We start from the raw sequence: 20,790 nt of genomic DNA on the forward strand, positions 1-20,790 counted from the left end.
CAAACGCTGCGCCGGTATTCGACCCAAGATGCCAAGAAATTGACCGACCCTGCAATCAGTCCGCATTCCTCTGAGATACTAGACTGACGCTTTGGGGTCTCGGTGATCGGGCACTGACAGGAGTGGGTGAATGAACGGGTTTGGCGGCTTGGCGAAGCGGATGCTCAGCGTAGGGAGGCGTTCCGGCTGGCTGGTTCTGTCAGCGGTCGCATCGACACCAGCCATGGCGTCCGGTGTGCCCGAAGTCGGTTTTCCGGTCGAAGCGCCGGGCCCCGGGCCCTTCACCTTCCCCAGCGCTGAACAGACGTCGGTGAAAGTGGAGATTGTTGCCCGAGGTCTTGTGAATGTCTTCAGTCTCGCTTTCCTGCCCAATGGGGATGCATTGATCGTGGAGCGCGGTCAGCGGCTGCGCCTGCTGCGGCATGCCACGGGTCCCAATCCGGAGTTGGTGCCACAGCCTGTTGCCAACGCACCGGAGTATTCCAAAGCCGAGCATCTGAATCCGCTGGACATGATGGGCATTCAGGATGTGAAGCCCGACCCGGATTTTGCGAAGAACCGGCTGGTGTATTTCACTTACAACCGACCGGACGGCTACGATCCCGTCGAAAAGAGGATCAAGGGCGTCACGGTGCTTGCTCGGGCCAGGCTCGATGACCTGCGGCTGACCGACATCAAGGATCTCATGGTCGGCGAATCGCTGATTGGGCCCGGCAGCTCGCGGATCATGATCGGTAACGATCGGCATATCTACATGTCCGTGGGAGCGCTGAGCGAACGAGATATCGAGAGTTCTCAACGCACCGATAATATTTACGGCAAGGTGCTGCGGGTCGGGTTCGACGGCAGCATCCCGGCGGATAATCCGTTCGTCGGGGTCAAGGGCGCGCGGCCCGAAATCTGGACTTACGGGCACCGCGATGCCCTTGGCTTGGCGATCGATCCGCAAACCGGCCGTATTGTTGCTTCCGAGCATGGACCGCAGGGCGGCGATGAGCTGAACGTTCTGATCCCGGGCAAGAACTATGGTTGGCCGAACTACACTTACGGGACGCAATACGGCGGTTCGCCCTTGCCATCGGCGCCGGTCGGTGCCGGAACGCAAGGCCCCTTCCTGATCTGGGCACCGGGCATCGCCCCCAATGGAATTACCTTCTACACCGGGGCGGCGATGCCCGGCTGGAGCAACAATCTGTTCGTCGCCAGCGCCCGGCGCGGTCAGATCAATGGAACAGGTGCGATTATTCGCGTCGTTTTCAACGATCGGCTGGAGGAGATGCGCCAGGAAGTCCTTCTCGATGGCTTGCACCAGCGCTTCAAGGATGTGCGCCAGGGACCGGATGGCCTGCTCTATGCCGTGACGGACGAAGAAAATGCCATTGTTGTACGTATCGGACCGGGCGCCGACGCGTCGCAGGGTACCGCGGCTGCGCGAGACGCAGTCCATCAGTGACCGGGCTAACCCGGTCGTGAACGACGATACGGGCCAGCCAGCGAGCGTTGCGGCGTTCAACCCGGACGGCGGGTTGTAAAGGCGCCGCACCGCCTTTCGCTGCTGGCCTAAGTCCCGGTCACGCGGCCTGCAGGGCCTGCGTCAGCGCTTGTGCCGTGGCGGCCGAGGAGGCGGGGTTCTGGCCCGTGATCAGCAGGCCGTCGCGCACGACGTGGGGGTGCCAGTCGGGTCCGCTGGAGAACTGACCGCCCTTGGCCTTCAGTTCGTCCTCGACAAGGAAGGGAACGACGTCGGTCAGTTCGACGGCGGCTTCTTCGGAGTTGGTGAATCCGGTCACCTTCCTGCCTTCGACCAGCGGCTGGCCGTCGGGCTTGCGTGCGTGGCGCAGGACGCCGGGGGCATGGCAGACGAGTGCGACAGGCTTTTGCGCGGCGAGGAAGTCTTCGATCAGGGCGATCGAATGGCTGTCCTCGGCCAGGTCCCAGAGCGGGCCGTGGCCGCCGGGGTAGAATACCGCGTCGAAGTCTTCGGCCTTCACATCGGCCAGCCGGACGGTTTGCGCCAGCGCGCCCATTGCTTCGGGGTCCGCTTCGAAGCGGCGAGTCTCGTCGGTCTGGAAGTCGGGCTCGTTGCTCTTGGGGTCGAGCGGGGGGCGGCCGCCCTTGGGCGAGGCCAGGGTGATCTGCGCGCCGGCCTGCTTGAGCGCATAATAGGGCGCGGCGAGTTCCTCGAGCCAGAAGCCGGTCTTGTGGCCGGTATCGCCGAGTCGATCGTGCGAGGTGAGGACGATCAGGACTTTCATGGACAACTCCTTGCTATGCGCGCGGCAGTCGGGCGAGGGCTTCGATAAGGGCGTCCACGTCGCTTTCATCGTGGTATAGCCCAAGGCCGATGCGCAGGACTTCGCCTCGCACATCGACGATCACATCCTCGTGACCGAGCGTTTCCTTCCATAGCTGGGCACTGGGATGCGAGAACGCAAGGAAGCGCGCTTGCGGTCCGGTGCCGGGCGCGTTGAGCAGGGTAGCTGCGGCCAGTGGCGTTTCCCCGATGCGTGCGAGCAGCAGGCGCTTGAGGCTTTCGGTCTTCGCACTGATCGCCGCGGTATCGAGGCCCTCCTGCGCCAGCATCGCGCGTACCGCGTTGAAGCGGTAGATCCCGGAGGGATCGAAAGTCGCGCCGAGAAAACGCCGTGCGTCGCTGGCATATTCGACGCGTCCGGACGGGTCGGACAGGTCGGCGATCTCGGCGTACCATCCGGTGACCTGCGGCCTCTCGCCGAAGCCGGGCGGGGCGTGCATGATCGCCACGCCTTCGCCGGACATGGCATACTTGTATCCCCCTGCGAGGTAGAACAGCCGGTCGGCAACGCGCGACAGGTCGGTCTGCGCCGCCATGAAGCCGTGATAGCCGTCGATCACGACCCACGGCCCTTCGGGCCGGGCGAGCTCGGCAAGCCGCTCGAGCCCCGAGAAGACCTGTCCGGTACCGAACATGACATGGCTGACCCAGACCAGATCGTGCTCGCCTTTTTGCGCGCGGGCGAGGAAACGGTCCTCGAAGTCCGCCCCGGCGAGGGGGACCGTTTCCAGTTCGATCACGCCTGCCTCCAGCCAGCGCGCGGCCTGTCGGCGAAAGCTATGAAACTCGCCATCGCTGGCCAGGACCCGCAAGGGACGGCGCGGGTGGGCCGAGACGATGCGCACGAAGAAATCGTGCGTGTTCTGCGCAAAGACGACGGTGGACGGGGCGGGCAGGTTCAGTTCGGCGGCGACATGACGCTGCGCTTCGGGCCAGACTTGGCCCATGACCAGCTCCCACTTGCGGTCGGCGAGGGAGGCCGCATCCTGCCAGCAGGCAAGGTGGCCGGCATGCGAGGCATCCGGCCACAAGTGGTGCGAATGGGCGGCGAAGTGCAGCCTGCCGGGCGCCGCCCCGAGGGCGCGGCTGAACAGGTGCTTGTGCGAGGTTCCCATGATTACAGGCTGGTCCTGAGCGACCAGAGTTCCGGGAAGGCGCGCTTGGTCACGGTAGAGGCGAGATAGGGCACGCCCGATGTCCCGCCGGTGCCGGGCTTGCCGCCGATGATGCGGCTGACCGTAAGCACGTGCTTGTGGCGCCAGGTGGACAGGGCATCGTCGATGTCGACCAGCTTTTCGGCGAGCTGGTAGAGGTCCCAGTGGCGGTGCGGATCGCGGTAGACTTCCAGCCACGCCGCCTCGACCCGGGGCGAGGGTTCGTAAGTCGCGCTGAAATCGCGCTCCAGCGCTTCGGGCGGCAGCGCGAAGCCGGCGCGGGCGAGCGCGCGGTTGGCCTCGTCCCACAGGCTGGGCTGCCGGAGCGCCTTCTCCATTGCCGCCCGCGCATGGGGGCGGTCGGCCTGGAATTCGAGATGCCCCGCCTGCTTGAGGCCGAGCAGGAACTCCATCGTGCGGAATTGGTCGGACTGGAAGCCCGAACTGCTCCCCAGCACCGGTCGGAAGGTCGAGTAGTCGCTTGGCGTCATTGTCGCGAGGACTTCCCAGGCCAGCGTCATGACCGACTGGATGCGGCTCACCCGGGCAAGGCTCTTGTAGGCTTCGATCAGAGCGTCACGCTGCACCAGGTCGATGGCGAGGTGCAGTTCGGACAGGATCTGCTTGAGCCACAGTTCCTTGGTCTGGTGGATGATGATGAACAACAGCTCGTCGTGCTCATCCGAGACGGGGTGCTGGGCGGCGAGAAGGTCGTCGAGCGCAAGATAGCGCGCGTAAGTCATGTCAGTCATGCTCAGGGTTTGGACCAAGCCCAACCGGTCCGCAAGCGCAGGGGCTATACCTCGTTTCGCTTGCATTGGCCCGGCACTGGGAGGATCCTCGCGACTCCGGCGCACCGCCACAAGAGCGGGCAGGATTTCAGGAGATGCAAGCGCGAGGAGAGCGACATGAAGGCAACCAGCAACGGCGCGAAAGTCATTGCGCTCGTCGGACCGACGGGCGCAGGCAAGACGAGTCTGGCAGAAGCGATGCTGTTCGCGGCAGGGGCGATCACCAGACTGGGCGCAGTCAAGGACGGCAACAGCGTGGGCGATGCCAGTCCGGAAGCGCGATCCCGAGGCGGGTCGACCGAGATGAACCTCATGCGCTTTGGCTGGATGGACGAACCCTTCGTGCTGCTCGACGTGCCCGGCGCGCCCGGCTTTTCCGCCGATGCGGAGCAGGCGCTTGCGGTTGCCGACCTGGCGCTGGTGGTGATCGACCCAGATCCGGTGCGCGCCCCGCAGGCGGAACCGGTCCTGCGCCAGCTCGAGGCGATGGAGATTCCGCGGGCCATCTTCGTCAACAGGATCGATCAGGCGCGCGGCAGCATCGAGGAGCTGCTGGAGACCCTGCAGCCTCTCAGTGCCTCTGCATTGGTGGCGCGGCAGATCCCCATTCGCGATGGCGAGCACATTGACGGCTTCGTCGATCTGGCGCTGGAGCGGGCCTATCACTACCGGCCCGGAAAGCCTTCCGAACAGATCCCGATGCCCGCCGATCTTGAGTCGGTGGAAACGGCGGCGCGCTTTCACATGCTGGAGCAACTGGCCGATCACGACGACGTCCTGCTCGAGCAACTGCTGCTCGACGAAGTTCCCAAGCTCGACGTCATCTTCGGTGACCTGACCCGGGAAACGGCGCAAGGGCAGGCGGTGCCGGTCCTGTTCGGTTCGGCCATCAACGGGTTCGGTGTGCGGCGACTGCTCAAGATGCTGCGTCATGACACACCGCCGATGGAGCAGGCGATGGAACGCCTCGGCCTCGGCAAGAATACCGCACAGGTCTTCAAGATCATGAACGGCAGTTCTGTCGGGCGCCTTGCGCTCATGCGCCTGTTCGGCGGTCAGGTTCGCGAAGGGGCCGACTGGGTGGACGAAAGTGGCGAGGCGGTGCGCGCCGGGGCGATCTTCGCCCTGCAGGGCAGTGCGGCGAACAAGCTGCAGCAGACCGATCCGGGCGATGTCGTCGGGATCGCCAAGCTCGACGATGTCGGTGCCGGGCAGCGGCTCGGCATGGCGGGAAACAGGCCGGAACCGGCAGAGCGGGCGGCCATGGCGCCGAACAATTGCGCGCTGGCGATCGAGGTCAAGGACCACAAGGACGAAGTGCGCCTGTCCGCCGCCATCGGCAAGCTGGTGGAAGAAGATGCCGGGCTCGCATGGGCGCCCGACGAGATGACCCGCGAAATGCTGATCCGCGGCCGTACCGACGAACAGCTCGCCGTCGCGCTCGAACGGCTCAAGCGCCGCTATGGCGTGGACGTATCCGCCAGCGCACCGAAGGTCCCCTATCGCGAGACCATCCGCAAGGCGGTGACGCAGCGCGGACGGCACAAGAAGCAGTCGGGCGGGCATGGCCAGTTCGGCGACGTGGTGATCGAGGTGCGTCCGCTCCAGCGCGGCGAGGGCTTCCGCTTCGACGAGCGCATTACCGGCGGCGCGGTGCCCAAGCAGTGGATACCCTCGGTCGAACATGGCGTGCGCGACGCGATGGAGAGCGGGCCGCTCGGTTTTGAGGTGGTGGACGTTGCCGTGACCCTGGTCGACGGCTCCTTTCATACCGTCGACAGCTCCGAACTGGCGTTCCGGCTGGCCGGGCGTCTGGCGATGGGCGAGGCGCTCGCGGCGGCCGGACCCTACCTGCTGGAACCTTTCGCTCATGTCGCGATCCGCGTCCCCGGTACGGCGACCTCGCGCGTGACTTCGCATCTGGCGAGCCGGCGCGGGCAAATGCTGGGCATCACTCCGCTGGAGGGCTGGTCACGCTGGGACGTCATCGAGATGCTGTTGCCCGGTGCCGAACTGGCAGGGCTCGATGGCGAACTGCGTTCGCTAAGCCAGGGGATGGCGCAGTTCGAGGCGCGCTTCGATCACTTCGCCGAAGTCAACGGCAAGCTGGCCAGCGCGATCATTCAGGGTCGTCTCGAACCGGCCTGACGCCGACGCGGACCATGCGCGAGGGGCGCCGTCATCCCTGTCGGTGCCATGGCGGCAGCCCCAAGCGAAAGTCCGCGCCGATCTCTCTTAATGAATAGTTGTACTGCCGGGGATGCAAAGCATTGTAGTGCCCATGAGCAATGCGCCCTATGACCCGCTCGCCGCCTGGCAGAAGTTCGTTCAGGACTGGGAGCTCGAAATCAACGCCTGGTCCGGCAAGTTCACCGAGAGCGAGCAGTTCAGCGCGATCATGGGGCAGGCGACCAAGATGATGCTGGTCGCGCAGAGGACCGTGACCGACCAGCTGGAGAATGTCCTGCAGTCGCTCAACCTGCCGACCAAGGCCCAGGTGGAAGGTCTGTCCGATCGCCTCGATGCCATCGAGGACTCGATCGCCCAACTGCGGATCGCGCTCGACAAGCTGGCGCAGGACGGCCCCGTTCCTGCAGGCAAGCCGGAGCCTAGCCGAACCCGCAAGCCGGCAGGCAAGGCCGACTGACTTTGGCGGCAGAGCCATCACCGCTCGACAGCGACGCCATCGCCCAGCGCGTCGAACTGGAAATAGAGCGGGCGCTCAAGCGCAACATCAAGGGGCTCGACCTCCTCATCGCCGACCGCGAGCCGGTCGGGACGATGCCCAAGACGGTGATCCACCGCGAAGGCACGGCTGTCCTCTATCGCTACGAACCGGTACTCGACGAGATCTACCGCGTGCCGCTGCTGATCGTCTCGCCGCCGTCGAACAAGGGCTACATCTTCGATCTCGCGGCCGGGCAGAGCTTCGTCGAGTTCATGCTGAACCGCGGTTACGACGTTTACAATCTCGACTGGAACCCGCCCCGGCGCGGGGAAGCCGGGCTTGGCCTTGCCGACTATGTCGACCGCTTCCTGCCCGATAGCTTTGCCGCCATCCAGGAGATTACGCAGGAAACCGAGGTCTCGCTGGCCGGATATTGCATGGGCGGCACGCTGGCGACGATCTACACGGCGCTGCATCCTGCCGCGGTCAGGAACCTGATCGCCTTCGCCACGCCGATCGACTTCACCCATATGAAGCTGTTCCAGGCATGGGCGGACAAGCGCTACTTCGATGTCGACCTGCTGGTACGCGAACTTGGCGTCATCCCCGCCGACGTGATGCTCGGTGCCTTCGACCTCTCGCGCCCGGCCAATCGCACCGCGGGGCGCATGACGCTGTGGAACAACATGTGGAACGACGACTACGTGAAGTCCTACCGCATGTTCGACCGCTGGGCGGCAGAGACCCTCCCGGTTCCCGGTGAATACTTCCGCGAGATCATCACCCGGCTCATGTGGGACAATGCCCTCGCGAAGAACGCGCTCGAAGTGGGCGGTCGCATGGTCGACCTGTCGGGTATCGCATGTCCGCTGCTCAACATCGTGGCGCAGCACGATCACATCGTCAGTCACGAAGCGACGCAGCCGCTCATGCACCTGACGGGATCGAAGGACAGACACGAAATCGTTTCAAAAGGCGGCCACGTCAGCCTCGTCGCGGGACCCGCTGCAGTCCGGCGCCTATGGCCCCATATAGACGAGTGGCTTGGAGTACGATCGACATGACGATCAGCAAGGATATTGCCCCCACCCGGCTGGAGCTGGGCGACACCAGCGTGGACCTGCGCCCGATTGAGCGCGGCGACCGCGACGCGATCCTGGCCTTCGCGCAATCGCTGCCGGTCCACGACCTGCTGTTCCTGCAGCGCGACATCCGCCAGGAGAAAGTCGTTTCCGCCTGGATCGACCAGACCGAGGAGGGCGGCTCGATCGGCAGCCTGCTGGCGGTCGACGCCGAAGGGTGGATCCACGGCTGCACCGCGCTTGTTCGCGACCGCCTCAGCTGGTCCAGCCATGTCGCCGACATTCGCATCCTCGTGGGCGTGAACAGCCGCAGCATGGGACTGGGGCGACTGTTGGCGATGCACTGCGTCGATCAGGCCATGGCCGAGGACGTCGAGAAGCTGACGGTGCAGATGACGCCCGACCAGGAGGGCGCGCTGCGGATGTTCGAGGAGCTGGGCTTTCGCCCTGAAGCGCTGCTGCGCGATCAGGTTCGCGATGCCGCGGGCGCGACCAGCGATATTGTCATCATGGCGCTCAATCTTGAGCGCTATGCGTCCACGCGAACGGTATACAGCCTCTAGAAGCCCCTTGGCGCTGTCGTTCCCCCCGACCGCACATGGCGATGACCCCGCGCGGACAGCTACAGGAGTTCTCATGATCCGTTTCCCTACCCCCGTGCACGCTGGCAGGGCCTGAACGCGCATGGAACACAAGACCGCCGCCATTCGTCCACCATTCCTCGGCCTTGCCCTGCTCGAGCCGGCGCGTTGCATGATGGAAGCCGGTGCGCTCGTCGCGCTCAGCCCGCTGCTGTCGCTGTCTCCGCGCGGGGATGGCCATCCGGTGGTGGTCCTGCCTGGCTTTGCCACCAACGATACGATGACCGTGCTCCTGCGAAGTTTCCTCAAGCAGCTGTCCTATGACGTCTATCCGATGGATCTGGGCTGGAACTTCGATCAGCACACCGTCGGCGAAAACGGTGAACACATCGCCGAGCGCATTCGGGCGATCCGCAGCGATACCGGGCGCAAGGTCAGCCTTGTCGGCTGGAGTCTGGGCGGCGTCATCGCCCGCGAAGCGGCGCGGCGCGATCCGGACGATCTGCGGCAGGTGATCTCGCTGGGCAGTCCGTTCTCCGGCAATCCGCGCGCGACGAACCTGCAGACGGTCTACCAGTTCGCGACCGGCAACGACTTCAACTCGGCCAAGATGGTGGAGCGCTATCGCATCGGTGCCGATGCCCTGCCGATTCCCTCGACCGCCGTATTCAGCAGGACCGACGGCGTCACCGCCTGGGAGAATTGTCTGGGCGACACCGACGAGATCAACGAAAACGTCGAAGTGGTGTCGAGCCATTTCGGCTTCATGACCAATCCGGCGGTCTTTCACGTCATCGCGGACCGCCTCGGGCAGGCCGAAGGGCAATGGCAACCCTTCCAGCCCAGCGTGCCTTTCGCCAGCTTTTACGCCTGATCTTCGGCGCCAGAAACGGTACCCTTCGCCAGCGGCCAAAGCGACCGCGCAGGCAGGCACGACGGCAGCTCCCGCCGGTGCCCCCGGAGGGGATAGTCTAACCGATTTTCAGTGAGTTAATGGCGGAGAGGGTGGGATTCGAACCCACGGTACGGTTGCCCGTACACCGCATTTCGAGTGCGGCGCATTCGACCTCTCTGCCACCTCTCCGCTAGAGATCGCGATGGAGCGGGAAAGTCCCGCCGGGTCGAGCGAAGCGCGCCGTTAGCCCACTTGTTTGAGCTTGCCAACCCCCTGATTGGGAAATTGTGGGTATTCTTGGGGCATCGCTTGTTTCGCACCCGCACAAAACCTATATTTGCGGTCATGAACAGAGCGTCCTTCTTTTCGCCACAGGCCGGACGCGTCATCGACGCGCCGTTCCAGACGCGGGCGCGATTCGCGATTGGCGACGTCGTTCGCCATAAGCAACACGACTTCCGCGGCGTCATTTTCGACATCGATCCGGTCTTCGCCAACAGCGAGGAATGGTACCAGTCGATCCCGCTCGAACTGCGGCCAAGCCGCGAGCAGCCGTACTATCACCTCCTCGCGGAAAACGAGGATTCCAGTTACGTCGCCTACGTCAGCCAGCAGAACCTGCTCGACGATGCCGAAGGTGGGCCGGTGGATCACCCTTCCGTCAGCGAGATCTTCGAGGAATTCCGTAACGGCCGCTACCAGTTGCGCCGCGGTCTGGCTCACTGATCCATCGTTGAAGGTGGCCGCCTCGGCGGCGATCACGCGACGCGTTCGTTCCTGATGCCGCCTGCGTCCAGGATGTCGGCGATCCGGCCTGCGCCGTACTGGCCTTGCAGCAGCTCGGTCACGTCTTTGGCGGCAACCGGCTGGGCCATGTAGTAGCCCTGCACCTCATGACATCCCACGCTGCGCAGGAAGGTGAGCTGCTCGAGCGTCTCCACTCCTTCGGCCGTGAGGTGCAGGCCATTCGCGCTGGCCAGGCTGACGATGGCTTCCACCAGCGCTGCACCGGGCACCGTACCGACGGCATGGACGAAGGACCGGTCGATCTTGATCCGGTCGACGGCGATGTCGCGAATGTGGCTGAGCGAAGAGTAGCCGGTGCCGAAGTCGTCGAGCGCGCAGGCCACGCCGAGGCTTCGCAGGCTACGCAGCGATTCGGCTACATCGGATGATGCCGACATCAGCGCCGTTTCGGTGAGTTCGAGTTCGAGCCGGGTCGGTTCGATCCCGGTTTCCGCAAGAATGCGCTTTACCGTGTGACGGAAAACGCGGCTGCGCACCTGAATCGGCGAGACGTTGACCGAGATTCGCAAGCCCGGCCAGGCCCGTGCGTCGTGCATCGCCTTGCGCAGCACCCAGTCGCCCAGAACCTCGATGTGGCCGGTCTCTTCGGCGGTTCGGATGAAGGCATCGGGGGTTACCAGACCGTTCTGCGGATGCTCCCAGCGCAGCAGCGCTTCGACGGCGACGATCCGACCGCTCTCCAGCGAATAGATCGGCTGGTAATGGAGCCTGAGTTGGCTGTCGCAATCTGCAAGTGCGCTGCGCAGCTCGCGGTTGATCGTCTCGCGCTGGCGCACGTCCTCGTCCATGCTCGGTGCGAAGAAAACATAGCGGCCGCGACCGTCCAGCTTCGCCTGGTACAGCGCGATGTCGGCCTTGCGGGTGAGCTCGGTGCGATCGAGGGTGTCGTGCGGGGCAAGGGCAACGCCGATGCTGCCGCCGATGAAGGCCTGCGTAGAGGTGAGTTCGAAGGGGCGTTCCAGCTCGGCGATGATGCGTGCGCAGGCGCGCTCGATCGCAGCCCGGTTCTCGGGTTCGTCGAGGAGAATGGCGAATTCGTCGCCGCCCAGTCGCGCGACCGTGTCGTAGCTGCGGATCTGCTCGCTCAGGCGGTGGGCGACCTGCCGGATCAGCATGTCGCCTGCGGGGTGGCCCAGGCTGTCGTTGACCTGCTTGAACTGATCGAGGTCTATGTAGAGCAGGGCGAGCAGCGAGTTGTGCCGCCTGCAGCGCGCCAGCGCGGATTCGAGCCGAGCTTCGAACATGGCGCGATTGGCCAGTCCGGTGAGGGCATCGTGCATGGCCTGATGCTGGGCAAGGCTGCGGCTCTGTTCGAGGTCTTGGGTGCGACGGGCGAGCCGGCTGGCGAGCAGGTAGATCGCCGCTCCCGCAAGGATCAGCACCGCAAGCAGGACGGGGCCGACAGAACTGGTGACGTCGTAGCCGGGCTTGAACGGGTGCCACACCATGTAGCCCACGACATTTCCCGTTCGCGACTGCAGTGGAATCGACGTCTCATTCGGGCCGTGTCCGGGCACGATCACGTAGCGCGCTTCGTTGAGGCCATAGTTGGAGCCGATGCGGTTGAAGTAGTCCTTGTCGAGATAGACGATCCCGACATGGATCGCTTCGGTTCCGCTTTTCTGGACGATCTTTCCGCTGTCGCCGATGATCGGCTTGACGCTGACGATGGCCGGCCGCCCGCGCAGGACCGCAAGGTCGCTCACGCCCGGTGAAAGCATCGCGAGGTAGTTGTCGTTCTCGCGGCGGGTCTTATCGTTCTTGCGCAGCTCGGCGACCATCGGCGCCACGATGTCTTCTACTGCGATGAAGTTCTCCGGGATGATCCGCTTGCCGTCACGCATCGCATAGATCGGCCGATCACTGGGCGAGAGAATGTATACCTCGTTCATCCCGGCATACTCGTGGAACCAGGTGCCTAGGTTGATGTCGATCCAGTCCAGGTCGAGTGGGCGCTTGCGGACCTGCTCTACGGCATCGTCCCAGATCGTCGAGGATTCCTGGACGTGACCGAGCCTGTCGATGCTTTCTTCCAGCACCATCTGGGCGAGCGCACGGTCGCGGTCGCTGGCCACGCGATCGACCTCGTGCCCTGACCAGACCAGCAGTCCGACGATCAGGATGACGACCGCGAGGAAGGCAAAGACGATCGACGGCCCAAGGACATGAACCGGACGCTTGGCGGCTAATGGAGTGGAGACCTGACCCGACACAGGAGTCGGCTATCACCGGAGAACTGATTATTGGTTAAGTACGACCAGTGGTACTTCGTGGTGGCCCGACAAGATTCCGGAAATAATTCGCTCTCTGCGTCAGCCTTTCAGCTTCCAGCCCGAACGCAGCACGCGATAGACCACGAACGCCAGTACGGCGTTGACGATGCCGATGCCGATGGCGCTGTGCAGCACGGCCATGTTGGTGTCGCCGATGTCGCTCTGGCCGAGGAACCCGAAGCGGAAGCCCGAGATGACGTAGAAGAAGGGATTGACGCGGCTCACCGCCTGGAAGGCCGGCGCGAGATTGTCGATCACGTAAAAGGTGCCGGAAAGCAGTGAGAGCGGGGCGATGACGAAGTTGGTCACCGCCGCGTTGTGATCGAACTTTTCCGCCCAGATCGAGGACATGAAGCCCAGCAGGGCAAGAAAGACCGAACCCATCAGTCCGAACCAGGCCACGGCCCAGGGGTGGGCTACCGAGAGGTCCACTCCGGGCCACAGCATCATCGCCCCGCACAGCGCCAGGCCGACGAGGAAGGCGCGGGTGACGGCAGCGGCGACCATCGCCAGCATCAGTTCGCCTTCGCTGAGCGGGGGCATCAGGAAATCAATGATCGTGCCCTGGATCTTGCCAGAGAGGAACGAGAAGCTCGCATTGGCAAAGGCGTTCTGCATCATGCCCATGACGATCAGGCCCGGCGCGACGAAGGTCGCGAAGTTCACGCCCAGGATTTCGCGCCCGCCACGCCCCAATGCGACCGTGAAAATCACGAGGAAGAGAAAGGTGGTGATCGCCGGTGCCCAGATGGTCTGGGTCTGCACCTTGAAGAAGCGGCGGACCTCCTTCATATATAGGGTCTTGAGCCCCACCCAGTTCACCTGGTGGATCACTGGCTCGCCCTTCGTCGGAAACTGGCGTGGCTGCGGGATACCGGCAGGAGTCAGCATCTCGGTCGAATTCGTTTGATCGGCCATGAAGCGGCGACTATCGGCTGCGGTCTTCCGAGGCAAGCGGCATGGAACTTTTTCGGGCGATTCTCGGATCGCCCCGCGCGAAAGATGGAATTGGAATGAGCTGGACTGACGAGCGGATCGAAAAGCTGACCAAGATGTGGGAGGGCGGTGCCACTGCCAGTCAGATCGCGGACGAGCTCGGTGGCGTCAGCCGCAATGCCGTGATCGGCAAGGCGCATCGCCTCGGTCTCAAGGCCCGCCCGTCTCCGGTGAAGGCCAATGAAAAGCCCGCCCGTCCGGCGGCTCCCAAGAAGGCGAAGCCAGCCTCCGAAGCGCCTGCCGCACCGGCTCCCAAGGCCGAAGCGCCGGTAGTCAAGCCGGCCCCGCAGGCTCCTGCGGCTCCGGCCCCGCGCGCTGCCGCGCCTGCCGCTGCACCGGCGCCTGCCGCCGACAAGCCCGCTTCGGATCAGCCGCGCATCGTTTCGGTCGGCCCCGGCGGCTTCCTGCGTCAGGGTCCCGGCGACCAGCAGCAGCCGATCCCGCCGGCGCCGCCTCGCCGCCTGGTCCCGGCCAAGCCGAGCCCGGAGATCGCCGACAAGACCAGCCTGCTCGACCTCAACGATCGCATCTGCCGCTGGCCGATGGGCCACCCGGGCGAGCCGGACTTCCACTTCTGCGGAGAAAAGGTGAACCCCGGGTTCCCTTATTGCGTCGATCACTGCGGCCGCGCCTACCAGGCACAGCTGCCGCGCGGCGCGCGCCGTCCTCCTCCGCCGCTGCCGTTCGGTGGGCCGCGGGTTCGCTGATCCGATGAAGGCGAGGGTGCGACCGGGCAAGGTTCTTGCCATCATGGCCGCACCTTTCGCGCTGGCCGCGCTCGGATCGCCTGTCGGTGCGCAGCAGGCCCAGGCGCCGGTCGATGTCGCTGCGCCGCAAGCGCCCGCTGCTCCTGAAAGGGTCGAGCATGTCTATGTCGAGCTGACGACGCCTGCCGGTGCGATCACGCTCGACCTCGACAAGACCCATGCGCCGCTGACCACGGCGAACTTCCTCAAGTACGTCGATGCCAAGCGCCTCGATGGTGCGGTCTTCTATCGCGCCATGCACCTCGGCTACAGCGACGAGCCGGCGGGATTGCTGCAGGGCGGAGTGCGCGACGGCGCCAAGCTGTTCCCGCCCGTGGCCCATGAGCCGACCAACCGGACCGGCATCCTGCACAAGGCCGGCACCGTCTCGATGGCGCGCTTCGCGCCCGGAACGGCCACGGCCGATTTCATGATCCTCATTTCCGACATGCCCGCGCTCGATGCGGAGCAGGGCAACAATGGCGAAGATCCCGGCGCCGGGTTCGCCGCCTTCGGTCATGTCGTCTCCGGCATGGATGTCGTGCGCAGGATCTGGGACATGCCGCGCTCGGCCACGAAGGGCGAGGGCGTGATGAAGGGCGACATCCTCGAGGATGAAGTCAGGATCACGGCGGCACGCCGGGTTGCCGCGCCACCAGCCGCCCCTGCGGAAGGGCCAATGGCTGCCGCGCCGACGGAGCCGGTTGCCGCGGACGGGGGCAACGCGGGCGACGATTGATCGTTACGGTTCGTTTACTTGTGGCTTCCGTGATTCGACTTGGTCGGGCGAACTAAAAGCGCTCACGTCTGGCAGGTTTCGTGCTGCCATTTGCGCGCGGAGAATGCACGACTTGTGCTTTCTGGCCGATTCCAATGCTTGCCAGAAAGTTTTTATCCAGATCCCGGCGATTACTACTTAAATTAACCACGGTTTTGTCGTTAACCGAGCGCATGACGGAACATGACGACAGTCACGCCCGGGGGGGCTTGATGCGCTGGTTCGGCCTTGGCGGGTCACGGCGCGAGGACAGTGATGCGGGAGAGCAGGCCTCTCCGGCAGGCGAATCAAGGCCCCAGGCGACGGATGCGCGCGAGCGCATGCGGCAGAAGACGCTGGAGGAGATCACCAGCTTCCTGCTGACGCATCGCCTGCCGGTCTCGGTGGCGACGCTGGAGATCGCCCATGACATCGTGACCGGGGCCAACCCGATGGTCGGGCGTCTGGTGGCTGAACGCATCAGCAGCCGGGAGCCCATCACGCTGGCCTGGCTCGAAGATGTCGTCATCGCCCAGAGCCGCGACAATTCGGGTGAGCAACTGCACCACCTGGTGATGCGCCTTGAATCCTCGATTGCCGAATTCGCCGCCACCACGACGGCGGCACGCACGGCGACGAACGACTACAACTCGGCGCTCGAGGCACATGTCGGCGACCTGGGGACAGTCGGCAGTGCGAACGAGGTGATTGTCCAGCTGGCCTCGCTGGCCCGCGACATGATTTCACGCACCCGCGACATCGAACGCGAACTGAGCCGTTCGGAGCGCGAAACCCGCGCTCTCCAGAAGAACCTGGCCGACGCGCGGCGCGAAGCGGAGATGGATCACCTGACGGGCCTGCCCAACCGCCGAGCCTTCGAGGCTGTTCTCAAGCAGGAATTCGGAGAATCGCGCGAGGTCGGGGACACCCTGGCCGTCGCCTTCTGCGACATCGACAATTTCAAGCGGATCAACGACGTTCACGGCCACGAGGCGGGCGATCGCATCCTGCGCACGGTAGCGCAGTCGCTGGCCAAGATCTCGAACGACAAGTGTCACGTCGCGCGCCACGGCGGCGAAGAGTTCGTCGTCCTCCTGCGCGGCAAGACCGCGCTAGAGGCGATGGATATTCTCGATAATGCGCGCGAAAAGCTGGCAACCCGCAAGTTCGTCAACCGCGCAACGGACCTCCCGTTCGGGCGTATCAGTTTTTCTGCAGGCGTTGCCGATGCCCATGCCTACGAAACCTCGGGCGAGGCGTTGCGGGCGGCGGACGAGGCACTGTTCCGGGCCAAGAGTGCAGGGCGCAACTGCGTTCACGTGGCCGGTCCCGCCGATGCTGCCGGACAGGCTTTCGAGGGTGACGACGATACCGGCGAGCATGAGTACAGCTAGGCCGGTCCTCGGGCCTGTCTGCGCTGCAACGGACTGATTTTCGTGATCGCTGCAGGGCCGGTTGTGCCGCCCCGCGCCTTCCTCTACCTCTCGCCCCGATAGTTCCAGGGAGAGAGCCGTGTCCGTTTCGCTTGATGATGCCTATGTGAAGACCTGCCTGCAGATCCTGCGGGCGCTGGCCGGACAGCTCGAAAAGGCCGAAGCGCACTGCGAGGCGAGCGGCATCCCGGCCGAGACGCTGACCGAGGCGCGGCTCGCACCCGACATGTGGCCTTTCGCCAAGCAGGTCTTCGAGGCCGGGCACCATTCGGCGCGCGCGATCGAGGGCGTGCGTGAGGGGCTCTTCGGTCCCGAACTCGATCCGGTGCCGAGCGACTTTGCGACATTGCGCGAAGAGGTCGCCCGGTCGATCGCGACGCTCGAAGGCGTGGAGCCGGGCGAACTCGATGCCATCGCGGAGCGCGACATGCGCTTCGAGTTCAAGAGCTACCGGATGGACTTCACCGTCGCCGACTTCCTGCTGAGTTTCTCGCTGCCCAACTTCTTCTTCCATGCCACGACCGCCTATGACCTCCTGCGCAGCCAGGGCGTGGCCATCGGCAAGGGCGACTTCTTAGGCAAGACCCGCAGGAAGGCTTGAGCGAGCCCCCCGTTTGCCTTGACCCGAACGGCGATCTCGCCTAAGGGCGCGCATCCTTTGCGGCTTCGGGTCGCAAGGGGAGATATAGAGCTGAACATTGTCGCTCGCGAGTTTTCGGTGCTTTTCCGGCGGTTTTTCTGCCGGATCGGTCCCATTGCGGATGGTCTTGCCCCGAGTCGGGCAAGGCCGCTTTCGGAAACCCGGCGGCAAAGTAATCCGGTGGTTCGTGCCGGGTGGAGTGTTTTTCGGCTCACGATTGCGGCCAGGGTCCTGGTTCGTCGGCATTCCCATTGCGCGGATGCGGTAACGGCGATCAGAACCGGTCCTTCGTGACTTCCGATCATGCTTCGTCTTTCGAACCCGCCGGGCCTGATGACCCGGGGTGCGACGGGTCCGTCCCGTGGCTTGCGGTTTGCGCCCACGGTACGGGCCGGATCCATCGCACTCCCATTTTGAAAGAAGAGTATAGATGCCGACGATCAACCAGCTGGTCCGCAAGGGCCGCGAACCGCAGAAGGCCAAGTCGAAGGTCCCTGCGATGGAGCAGAACCCGCAGAAGCGTGGCGTCTGCACCCGCGTCTACACCACGACCCCGAAGAAGCCGAACTCGGCTCTTCGCAAGGTCGCCAAGGTGCGCCTGACCAACAGCCGCGAAGTCATTTCGTACATCCCGGGTGAAGGCCACAACCTGCAGGAGCACTCGGTCGTGCTCATCCGCGGCGGCCGCGTTCGCGACCTTCCCGGCGTTCGCTACCACATCCTGCGCGGCGTGCTCGACACGCAGGGCGTCAAGGACCGCAAGCAGAGCCGTTCGAAGTACGGCGCCAAGCGTCCCAAGTGATCCGGCTGCGGCGCTTCAGGGCGCCGCGCGATGAAGATTGACCGGCCGGGAAGGCGCAAGTCCCCGGTCGCAAAAACAAGGAATTCTAAACGATGTCACGTCGTCGTCGTCCCGAGAAGCGGGAAATCCTGCCGGATCCGAAGTTCGGTGATCTGGTCCTGTCGAAGTTCATGAACAACCTCATGCTCGACGGCAAGAAGTCGGTTGCAGAGCGCATCGTCTATGGCGCGCTCGATACCATGGAAACCCGCGCCAAGGCCGATCCGGTCCAGCTGTTCCACGATGCGCTGAACAACGTGAAGCCGCAGATCGAAGTCCGCAGCCGCCGCGTCGGCGGTGCGACCTACCAGGTCCCGGTCGAGGTTCGCCCCGAGCGCGCCCAGGCCCTGGCCATCCGCTGGCTGATCACGGCGGCGCGCAACCGTCCCGAGACCACCATGGCCGCCCGCCTTTCGGGTGAGCTGATGGACGCTGCCAACAACCGCGGCAATGCCGTGAAGAAGCGCGAAGACACGCACCGCATGGCGGACGCGAACCGCGCCTTCTCGCACTACCGCTGGTAAGACGTGGGATTGCCCGCATGATCGACGTCATGCGGGCGTCACACTTTCAATTCAGGGGGCATGGGCTTATCTCTGAGCATCGGCCCGCTCTCTCACACTCCTGCTAAGGAACAGCACCATGGCACGTAGCCATCCGCTCAATATGTACCGTAACATCGGTATTATGGCGCACATCGACGCCGGTAAGACCACCACGACCGAGCGTATCCTCTACTACACCGGCAAGTCCTACAAGATCGGCGAAGTGCACGACGGCGCCGCCACCATGGACTGGATGGAGCAGGAGCAGGAACGCGGCATCACCATCACCTCGGCTGCTACCACCTGCTTCTGGAAGGCAGACAGCGGCAACGGCGATGAGTACCGCATCAACATCATCGACACCCCGGGCCACGTCGACTTCACCATCGAAGTCGAACGCTCGCTGCGTGTGCTCGACGGTGCCGTTGCATGCTTCGACGGCGTTGCCGGCGTTGAGCCGCAGTCGGAAACCGTGTGGCGCCAGGCCGACAAGTACGGCGTGCCGCGCATGTGCTTCATCAACAAGCTCGACCGCACCGGCGCCGACTTCAAGTACTGCGTCCAGTCGATCATCGACCGTCTGGGTGCCACCCCGGCCGTCCTGTACCTGCCGATCGGTCTCGAGTCGGATCTCAAGGGTCTGGTCGACCTGGTGAACAACCGTGCGATCATCTGGAAGGACGAGTCGCTGGGCGCCGAGTTCTTCTACGAAGAGATCCCGGCCGACATGGCTGACGAAGCCGAACTGTATCGCAGCCAGCTCATCGAGCTTGCCGTCGAGCAGGACGACGACGTCATGGAAGCCTATCTCGAAGGCAACGAGCCCGACGTCGCGACGCTCAAGAAGCTGATCCGCAAGGGCACCCTGGGCCACGCGTTCGTTCCGGTCGTTTGCGGCTCGGCGTTCAAGAACAAGGGCGTGCAGCCCCTGCTCGACGCCGTCGTGGACTACCTGCCTTCGCCGCTCGACATCGAAGACGTCCAGGGCGTCAAGGTCGACAGCGACGAGCCCGACAGCCGTCCGCCCAGCGATGACGCGCCGTTCTCGGCTCTCGCGTTCAAGGTCATGAACGACCCGTTCGTCGGCTCGCTTACCTTCTGCCGCATCTATTCGGGCACGCTCTCGAAGGGTTCGTACCTGAACTCGGTGAAGCAGAAGAAGGAAAAGGTTGGCCGCATTCTCGAAATGCACGCCAACGAGCGCAAGGACATCGAAGAAGCCTACGCTGGCGACATCGTCGCGCTGGCCGGCATGAAGGAAACCACCACCGGCGACACGCTCTGTGCCGAAAAGGCGCCGATCGTGCTCGAACGCATGGAATTCCCCGAGCCGGTCATCGAGCTTTCGGTGGAGCCCAAGACCAAGGCCGACCAGGAGAAGATGGGCGTCGCGCTCAACCGTCTCTCGGCCGAGGATCCCAGCTTCCGCGTCTCGACCGATCACGAATCGGGCCAGACCATCATCAAGGGCATGGGCGAACTTCACCTCGACATCATCGTCGACCGCATGCGTCGCGAGTTCAAGGTCGAAGCCAACGTCGGTGCGCCGCAGGTGGCCTATCGTGAATACCTCGCGAAGCCTGTCGATGTGGATTACACCCACAAAAAGCAGTCGGGCGGTACCGGCCAGTTCGGCCGCGTGAAGGTCAAGGTTACGCCGGGTGAGCGCGGTTCGGGCATCACCTTCAAGGACGAAGTCAAGGGCGGTAACATTCCGAAGGAATATATCCCGGCCATCGAGAAGGGCATGCGCGAGACGGCCGAGACCGGTTCGCTGGTGGGCTTCCCGATCATCGACTTCGACATCGTGCTTTACGACGGTGCCTACCACGACGTCGACTCGTCGGCCCTGGCCTTCGAAATCGCCGGTCGCGGTTGTATGCGTGAAGTCGCCCAGAAGGCCGGCATCAAGCTGCTCGAGCCGATCATGAAGGTCGAAGTCGTCACCCCCGAGGAATATCTCGGCGACGTCATCGGCGACATGAACAGCCGTCGCGGCCAGATCCAGGGAACCGACAGCCGCGGCAATGCCCAGGTCGTCGAGGCCCACGTGCCGCTGGCGAACATGTTCGGCTACGTGAACCAGCTCCGCTCGTTCACGCAGGGCCGTGCAAACTACTCGATGTTCTTCTCCCACTACGACGAGGTCCCGGCGAACGTTGCGGCCGAGGTGAAGGAGAAGCTTGCCTGAGGGCAAGAATGGTTCTAGGGGCGGCGCCTGATTCAGCGGGCGCTGCCTTATTTCCCGCAGATTCAATTTCAGGACG

Annotated in this window: 19 protein-coding genes and 1 tRNA gene; 14 read left to right on the top strand and 6 right to left on the bottom strand. The window is 64.2% G+C overall.

The window, feature by feature from the left end:
- The first annotated feature begins 130 nt into the window (after window positions 1-130).
- Complete coding sequence (locus B5483_RS00350) at window positions 131-1,453, top strand: PQQ-dependent sugar dehydrogenase (protein WP_079729157.1); 1,323 nt, start codon at window positions 131-133, stop codon at window positions 1,451-1,453.
- Window positions 1,454-1,571: 118 nt separating this feature from the next.
- Here the strand turns inward: B5483_RS00350 and B5483_RS00355 are convergent, their stop codons facing one another.
- From B5483_RS00355 to B5483_RS00365, 3 genes are read right to left on the bottom strand one after another with little or no spacing between them, the layout of a single operon-like run.
- On the bottom strand, window positions 1,572-2,255 hold the full coding sequence (locus tag B5483_RS00355; protein ID WP_054945256.1) for a type 1 glutamine amidotransferase domain-containing protein: 684 nt from the start codon (window positions 2,253-2,255) through the stop codon (window positions 1,572-1,574).
- A gap of 13 nt (window positions 2,256-2,268) precedes the next feature.
- Window positions 2,269-3,429 carry an aminotransferase class V-fold PLP-dependent enzyme gene (locus tag B5483_RS00360; RefSeq protein WP_079729158.1) on the bottom strand — a complete coding sequence of 387 codons (1,161 nt, stop codon included), beginning with the start codon at window positions 3,427-3,429 and terminating at the stop codon, window positions 2,269-2,271.
- A gap of 2 nt (window positions 3,430-3,431) precedes the next feature.
- Complete coding sequence (locus B5483_RS00365; protein WP_054945254.1) at window positions 3,432-4,220, bottom strand: tryptophan 2,3-dioxygenase; 789 nt, start codon at window positions 4,218-4,220, stop codon at window positions 3,432-3,434.
- A 156-nt stretch (window positions 4,221-4,376) separates the two neighbouring features.
- On the opposite strand from B5483_RS00365, the gene B5483_RS00370 reads away from it, so the two are divergent.
- The 5 genes from B5483_RS00370 to B5483_RS00390 all read left to right on the top strand — a co-directional run bounded on the left by B5483_RS00370 (window position 4,377) and on the right by B5483_RS00390 (window position 9,464).
- The gene (locus tag B5483_RS00370) at window positions 4,377-6,407 is read left to right on the top strand and encodes an elongation factor G (RefSeq protein ID WP_079729159.1); all 2,031 of its coding nucleotides are present in this window, start codon (window positions 4,377-4,379) and stop codon (window positions 6,405-6,407) included.
- 133 nt (window positions 6,408-6,540) lie between these two features.
- On the top strand, window positions 6,541-6,906 hold the full coding sequence (locus B5483_RS00375) for a hypothetical protein (protein ID WP_054945252.1): 366 nt from the start codon (window positions 6,541-6,543) through the stop codon (window positions 6,904-6,906).
- A gap of 2 nt (window positions 6,907-6,908) precedes the next feature.
- Window positions 6,909-7,991 carry an alpha/beta fold hydrolase gene (locus tag B5483_RS00380; RefSeq protein WP_054945251.1) on the top strand — a complete coding sequence of 361 codons (1,083 nt, stop codon included), beginning with the start codon at window positions 6,909-6,911 and terminating at the stop codon, window positions 7,989-7,991.
- On the top strand, window positions 7,988-8,572 hold the full coding sequence (locus B5483_RS00385) for a GNAT family N-acetyltransferase (protein WP_079729160.1): 585 nt from the start codon (window positions 7,988-7,990) through the stop codon (window positions 8,570-8,572). The genes B5483_RS00380 and B5483_RS00385 overlap by 4 nt, the downstream gene beginning before the upstream one ends.
- 121 nt (window positions 8,573-8,693) lie before the next feature.
- Window positions 8,694-9,464, top strand: a complete 771-nt coding sequence (locus B5483_RS00390; protein WP_079729161.1) for an esterase/lipase family protein — start codon at window positions 8,694-8,696, stop codon at window positions 9,462-9,464.
- 120 nt (window positions 9,465-9,584) lie between these two features.
- Here the strand turns inward: B5483_RS00390 and B5483_RS00395 are convergent.
- Window positions 9,585-9,674, bottom strand: a tRNA-Ser gene (locus B5483_RS00395).
- A gap of 156 nt (window positions 9,675-9,830) precedes the next feature.
- Between B5483_RS00395 and hspQ the strand changes: the two genes are divergently transcribed.
- Complete coding sequence (hspQ, locus tag B5483_RS00400; RefSeq protein ID WP_054945248.1) at window positions 9,831-10,211, top strand: heat shock protein HspQ; 381 nt, start codon at window positions 9,831-9,833, stop codon at window positions 10,209-10,211.
- 32 nt (window positions 10,212-10,243) lie between these two features.
- On the opposite strand, the gene B5483_RS00405 is transcribed toward hspQ, so the two are convergent.
- Both B5483_RS00405 and B5483_RS00410 read right to left on the bottom strand, forming a co-directional pair.
- The gene (locus B5483_RS00405; protein WP_079729162.1) at window positions 10,244-12,505 is read right to left on the bottom strand and encodes a bifunctional diguanylate cyclase/phosphodiesterase; all 2,262 of its coding nucleotides are present in this window, start codon (window positions 12,503-12,505) and stop codon (window positions 10,244-10,246) included.
- A 99-nt stretch (window positions 12,506-12,604) separates the two neighbouring features.
- Window positions 12,605-13,483: an ABC transporter permease gene (locus B5483_RS00410; protein ID WP_079729163.1), complete on the bottom strand. Its 879-nt coding sequence runs from the start codon at window positions 13,481-13,483 to the stop codon at window positions 12,605-12,607.
- Between the two features lie 95 nt (window positions 13,484-13,578).
- Between B5483_RS00410 and B5483_RS00415 the strand changes: the two genes are divergently transcribed.
- The 7 genes from B5483_RS00415 (at window position 13,579) to fusA (ending at window position 20,714) form a co-directional block, all read left to right on the top strand.
- Window positions 13,579-14,268, top strand: coding sequence for a GcrA family cell cycle regulator (locus B5483_RS00415; RefSeq protein ID WP_079729164.1), 690 nt, complete (start codon window positions 13,579-13,581; stop codon window positions 14,266-14,268).
- A gap of 4 nt (window positions 14,269-14,272) precedes the next feature.
- The gene (locus B5483_RS00420) at window positions 14,273-15,046 is read left to right on the top strand and encodes a peptidylprolyl isomerase (protein WP_079729819.1); all 774 of its coding nucleotides are present in this window, start codon (window positions 14,273-14,275) and stop codon (window positions 15,044-15,046) included.
- A gap of 212 nt (window positions 15,047-15,258) precedes the next feature.
- On the top strand, window positions 15,259-16,458 hold the full coding sequence (locus tag B5483_RS00425) for a GGDEF domain-containing protein (RefSeq protein ID WP_176167924.1): 1,200 nt from the start codon (window positions 15,259-15,261) through the stop codon (window positions 16,456-16,458).
- A gap of 118 nt (window positions 16,459-16,576) precedes the next feature.
- Window positions 16,577-17,098 (top strand): DUF1993 domain-containing protein, encoded by a 522-nt coding sequence (locus tag B5483_RS00430; protein WP_054945243.1) that lies wholly within the window; start codon window positions 16,577-16,579, stop codon window positions 17,096-17,098.
- 469 nt (window positions 17,099-17,567) lie between these two features.
- The gene (gene rpsL, locus B5483_RS00435) at window positions 17,568-17,939 is read left to right on the top strand and encodes a 30S ribosomal protein S12 (RefSeq protein ID WP_007011879.1); all 372 of its coding nucleotides are present in this window, start codon (window positions 17,568-17,570) and stop codon (window positions 17,937-17,939) included.
- A 92-nt stretch (window positions 17,940-18,031) separates the two neighbouring features.
- On the top strand, window positions 18,032-18,502 hold the full coding sequence (gene rpsG / locus B5483_RS00440) for a 30S ribosomal protein S7 (protein WP_054945242.1): 471 nt from the start codon (window positions 18,032-18,034) through the stop codon (window positions 18,500-18,502).
- A gap of 118 nt (window positions 18,503-18,620) precedes the next feature.
- Window positions 18,621-20,714: an elongation factor G gene (fusA, locus tag B5483_RS00445; RefSeq protein WP_054945241.1), complete on the top strand. Its 2,094-nt coding sequence runs from the start codon at window positions 18,621-18,623 to the stop codon at window positions 20,712-20,714.
- The last annotated feature ends 76 nt before the right edge of the window (window positions 20,715-20,790 follow it).

Origin of the sequence: Novosphingobium mathurense, from assembly GCF_900168325.1 — a bacterium.
In the GTDB taxonomy this organism is placed as follows: Bacteria; Pseudomonadota; Alphaproteobacteria; order Sphingomonadales; family Sphingomonadaceae; genus Novosphingobium; species Novosphingobium mathurense.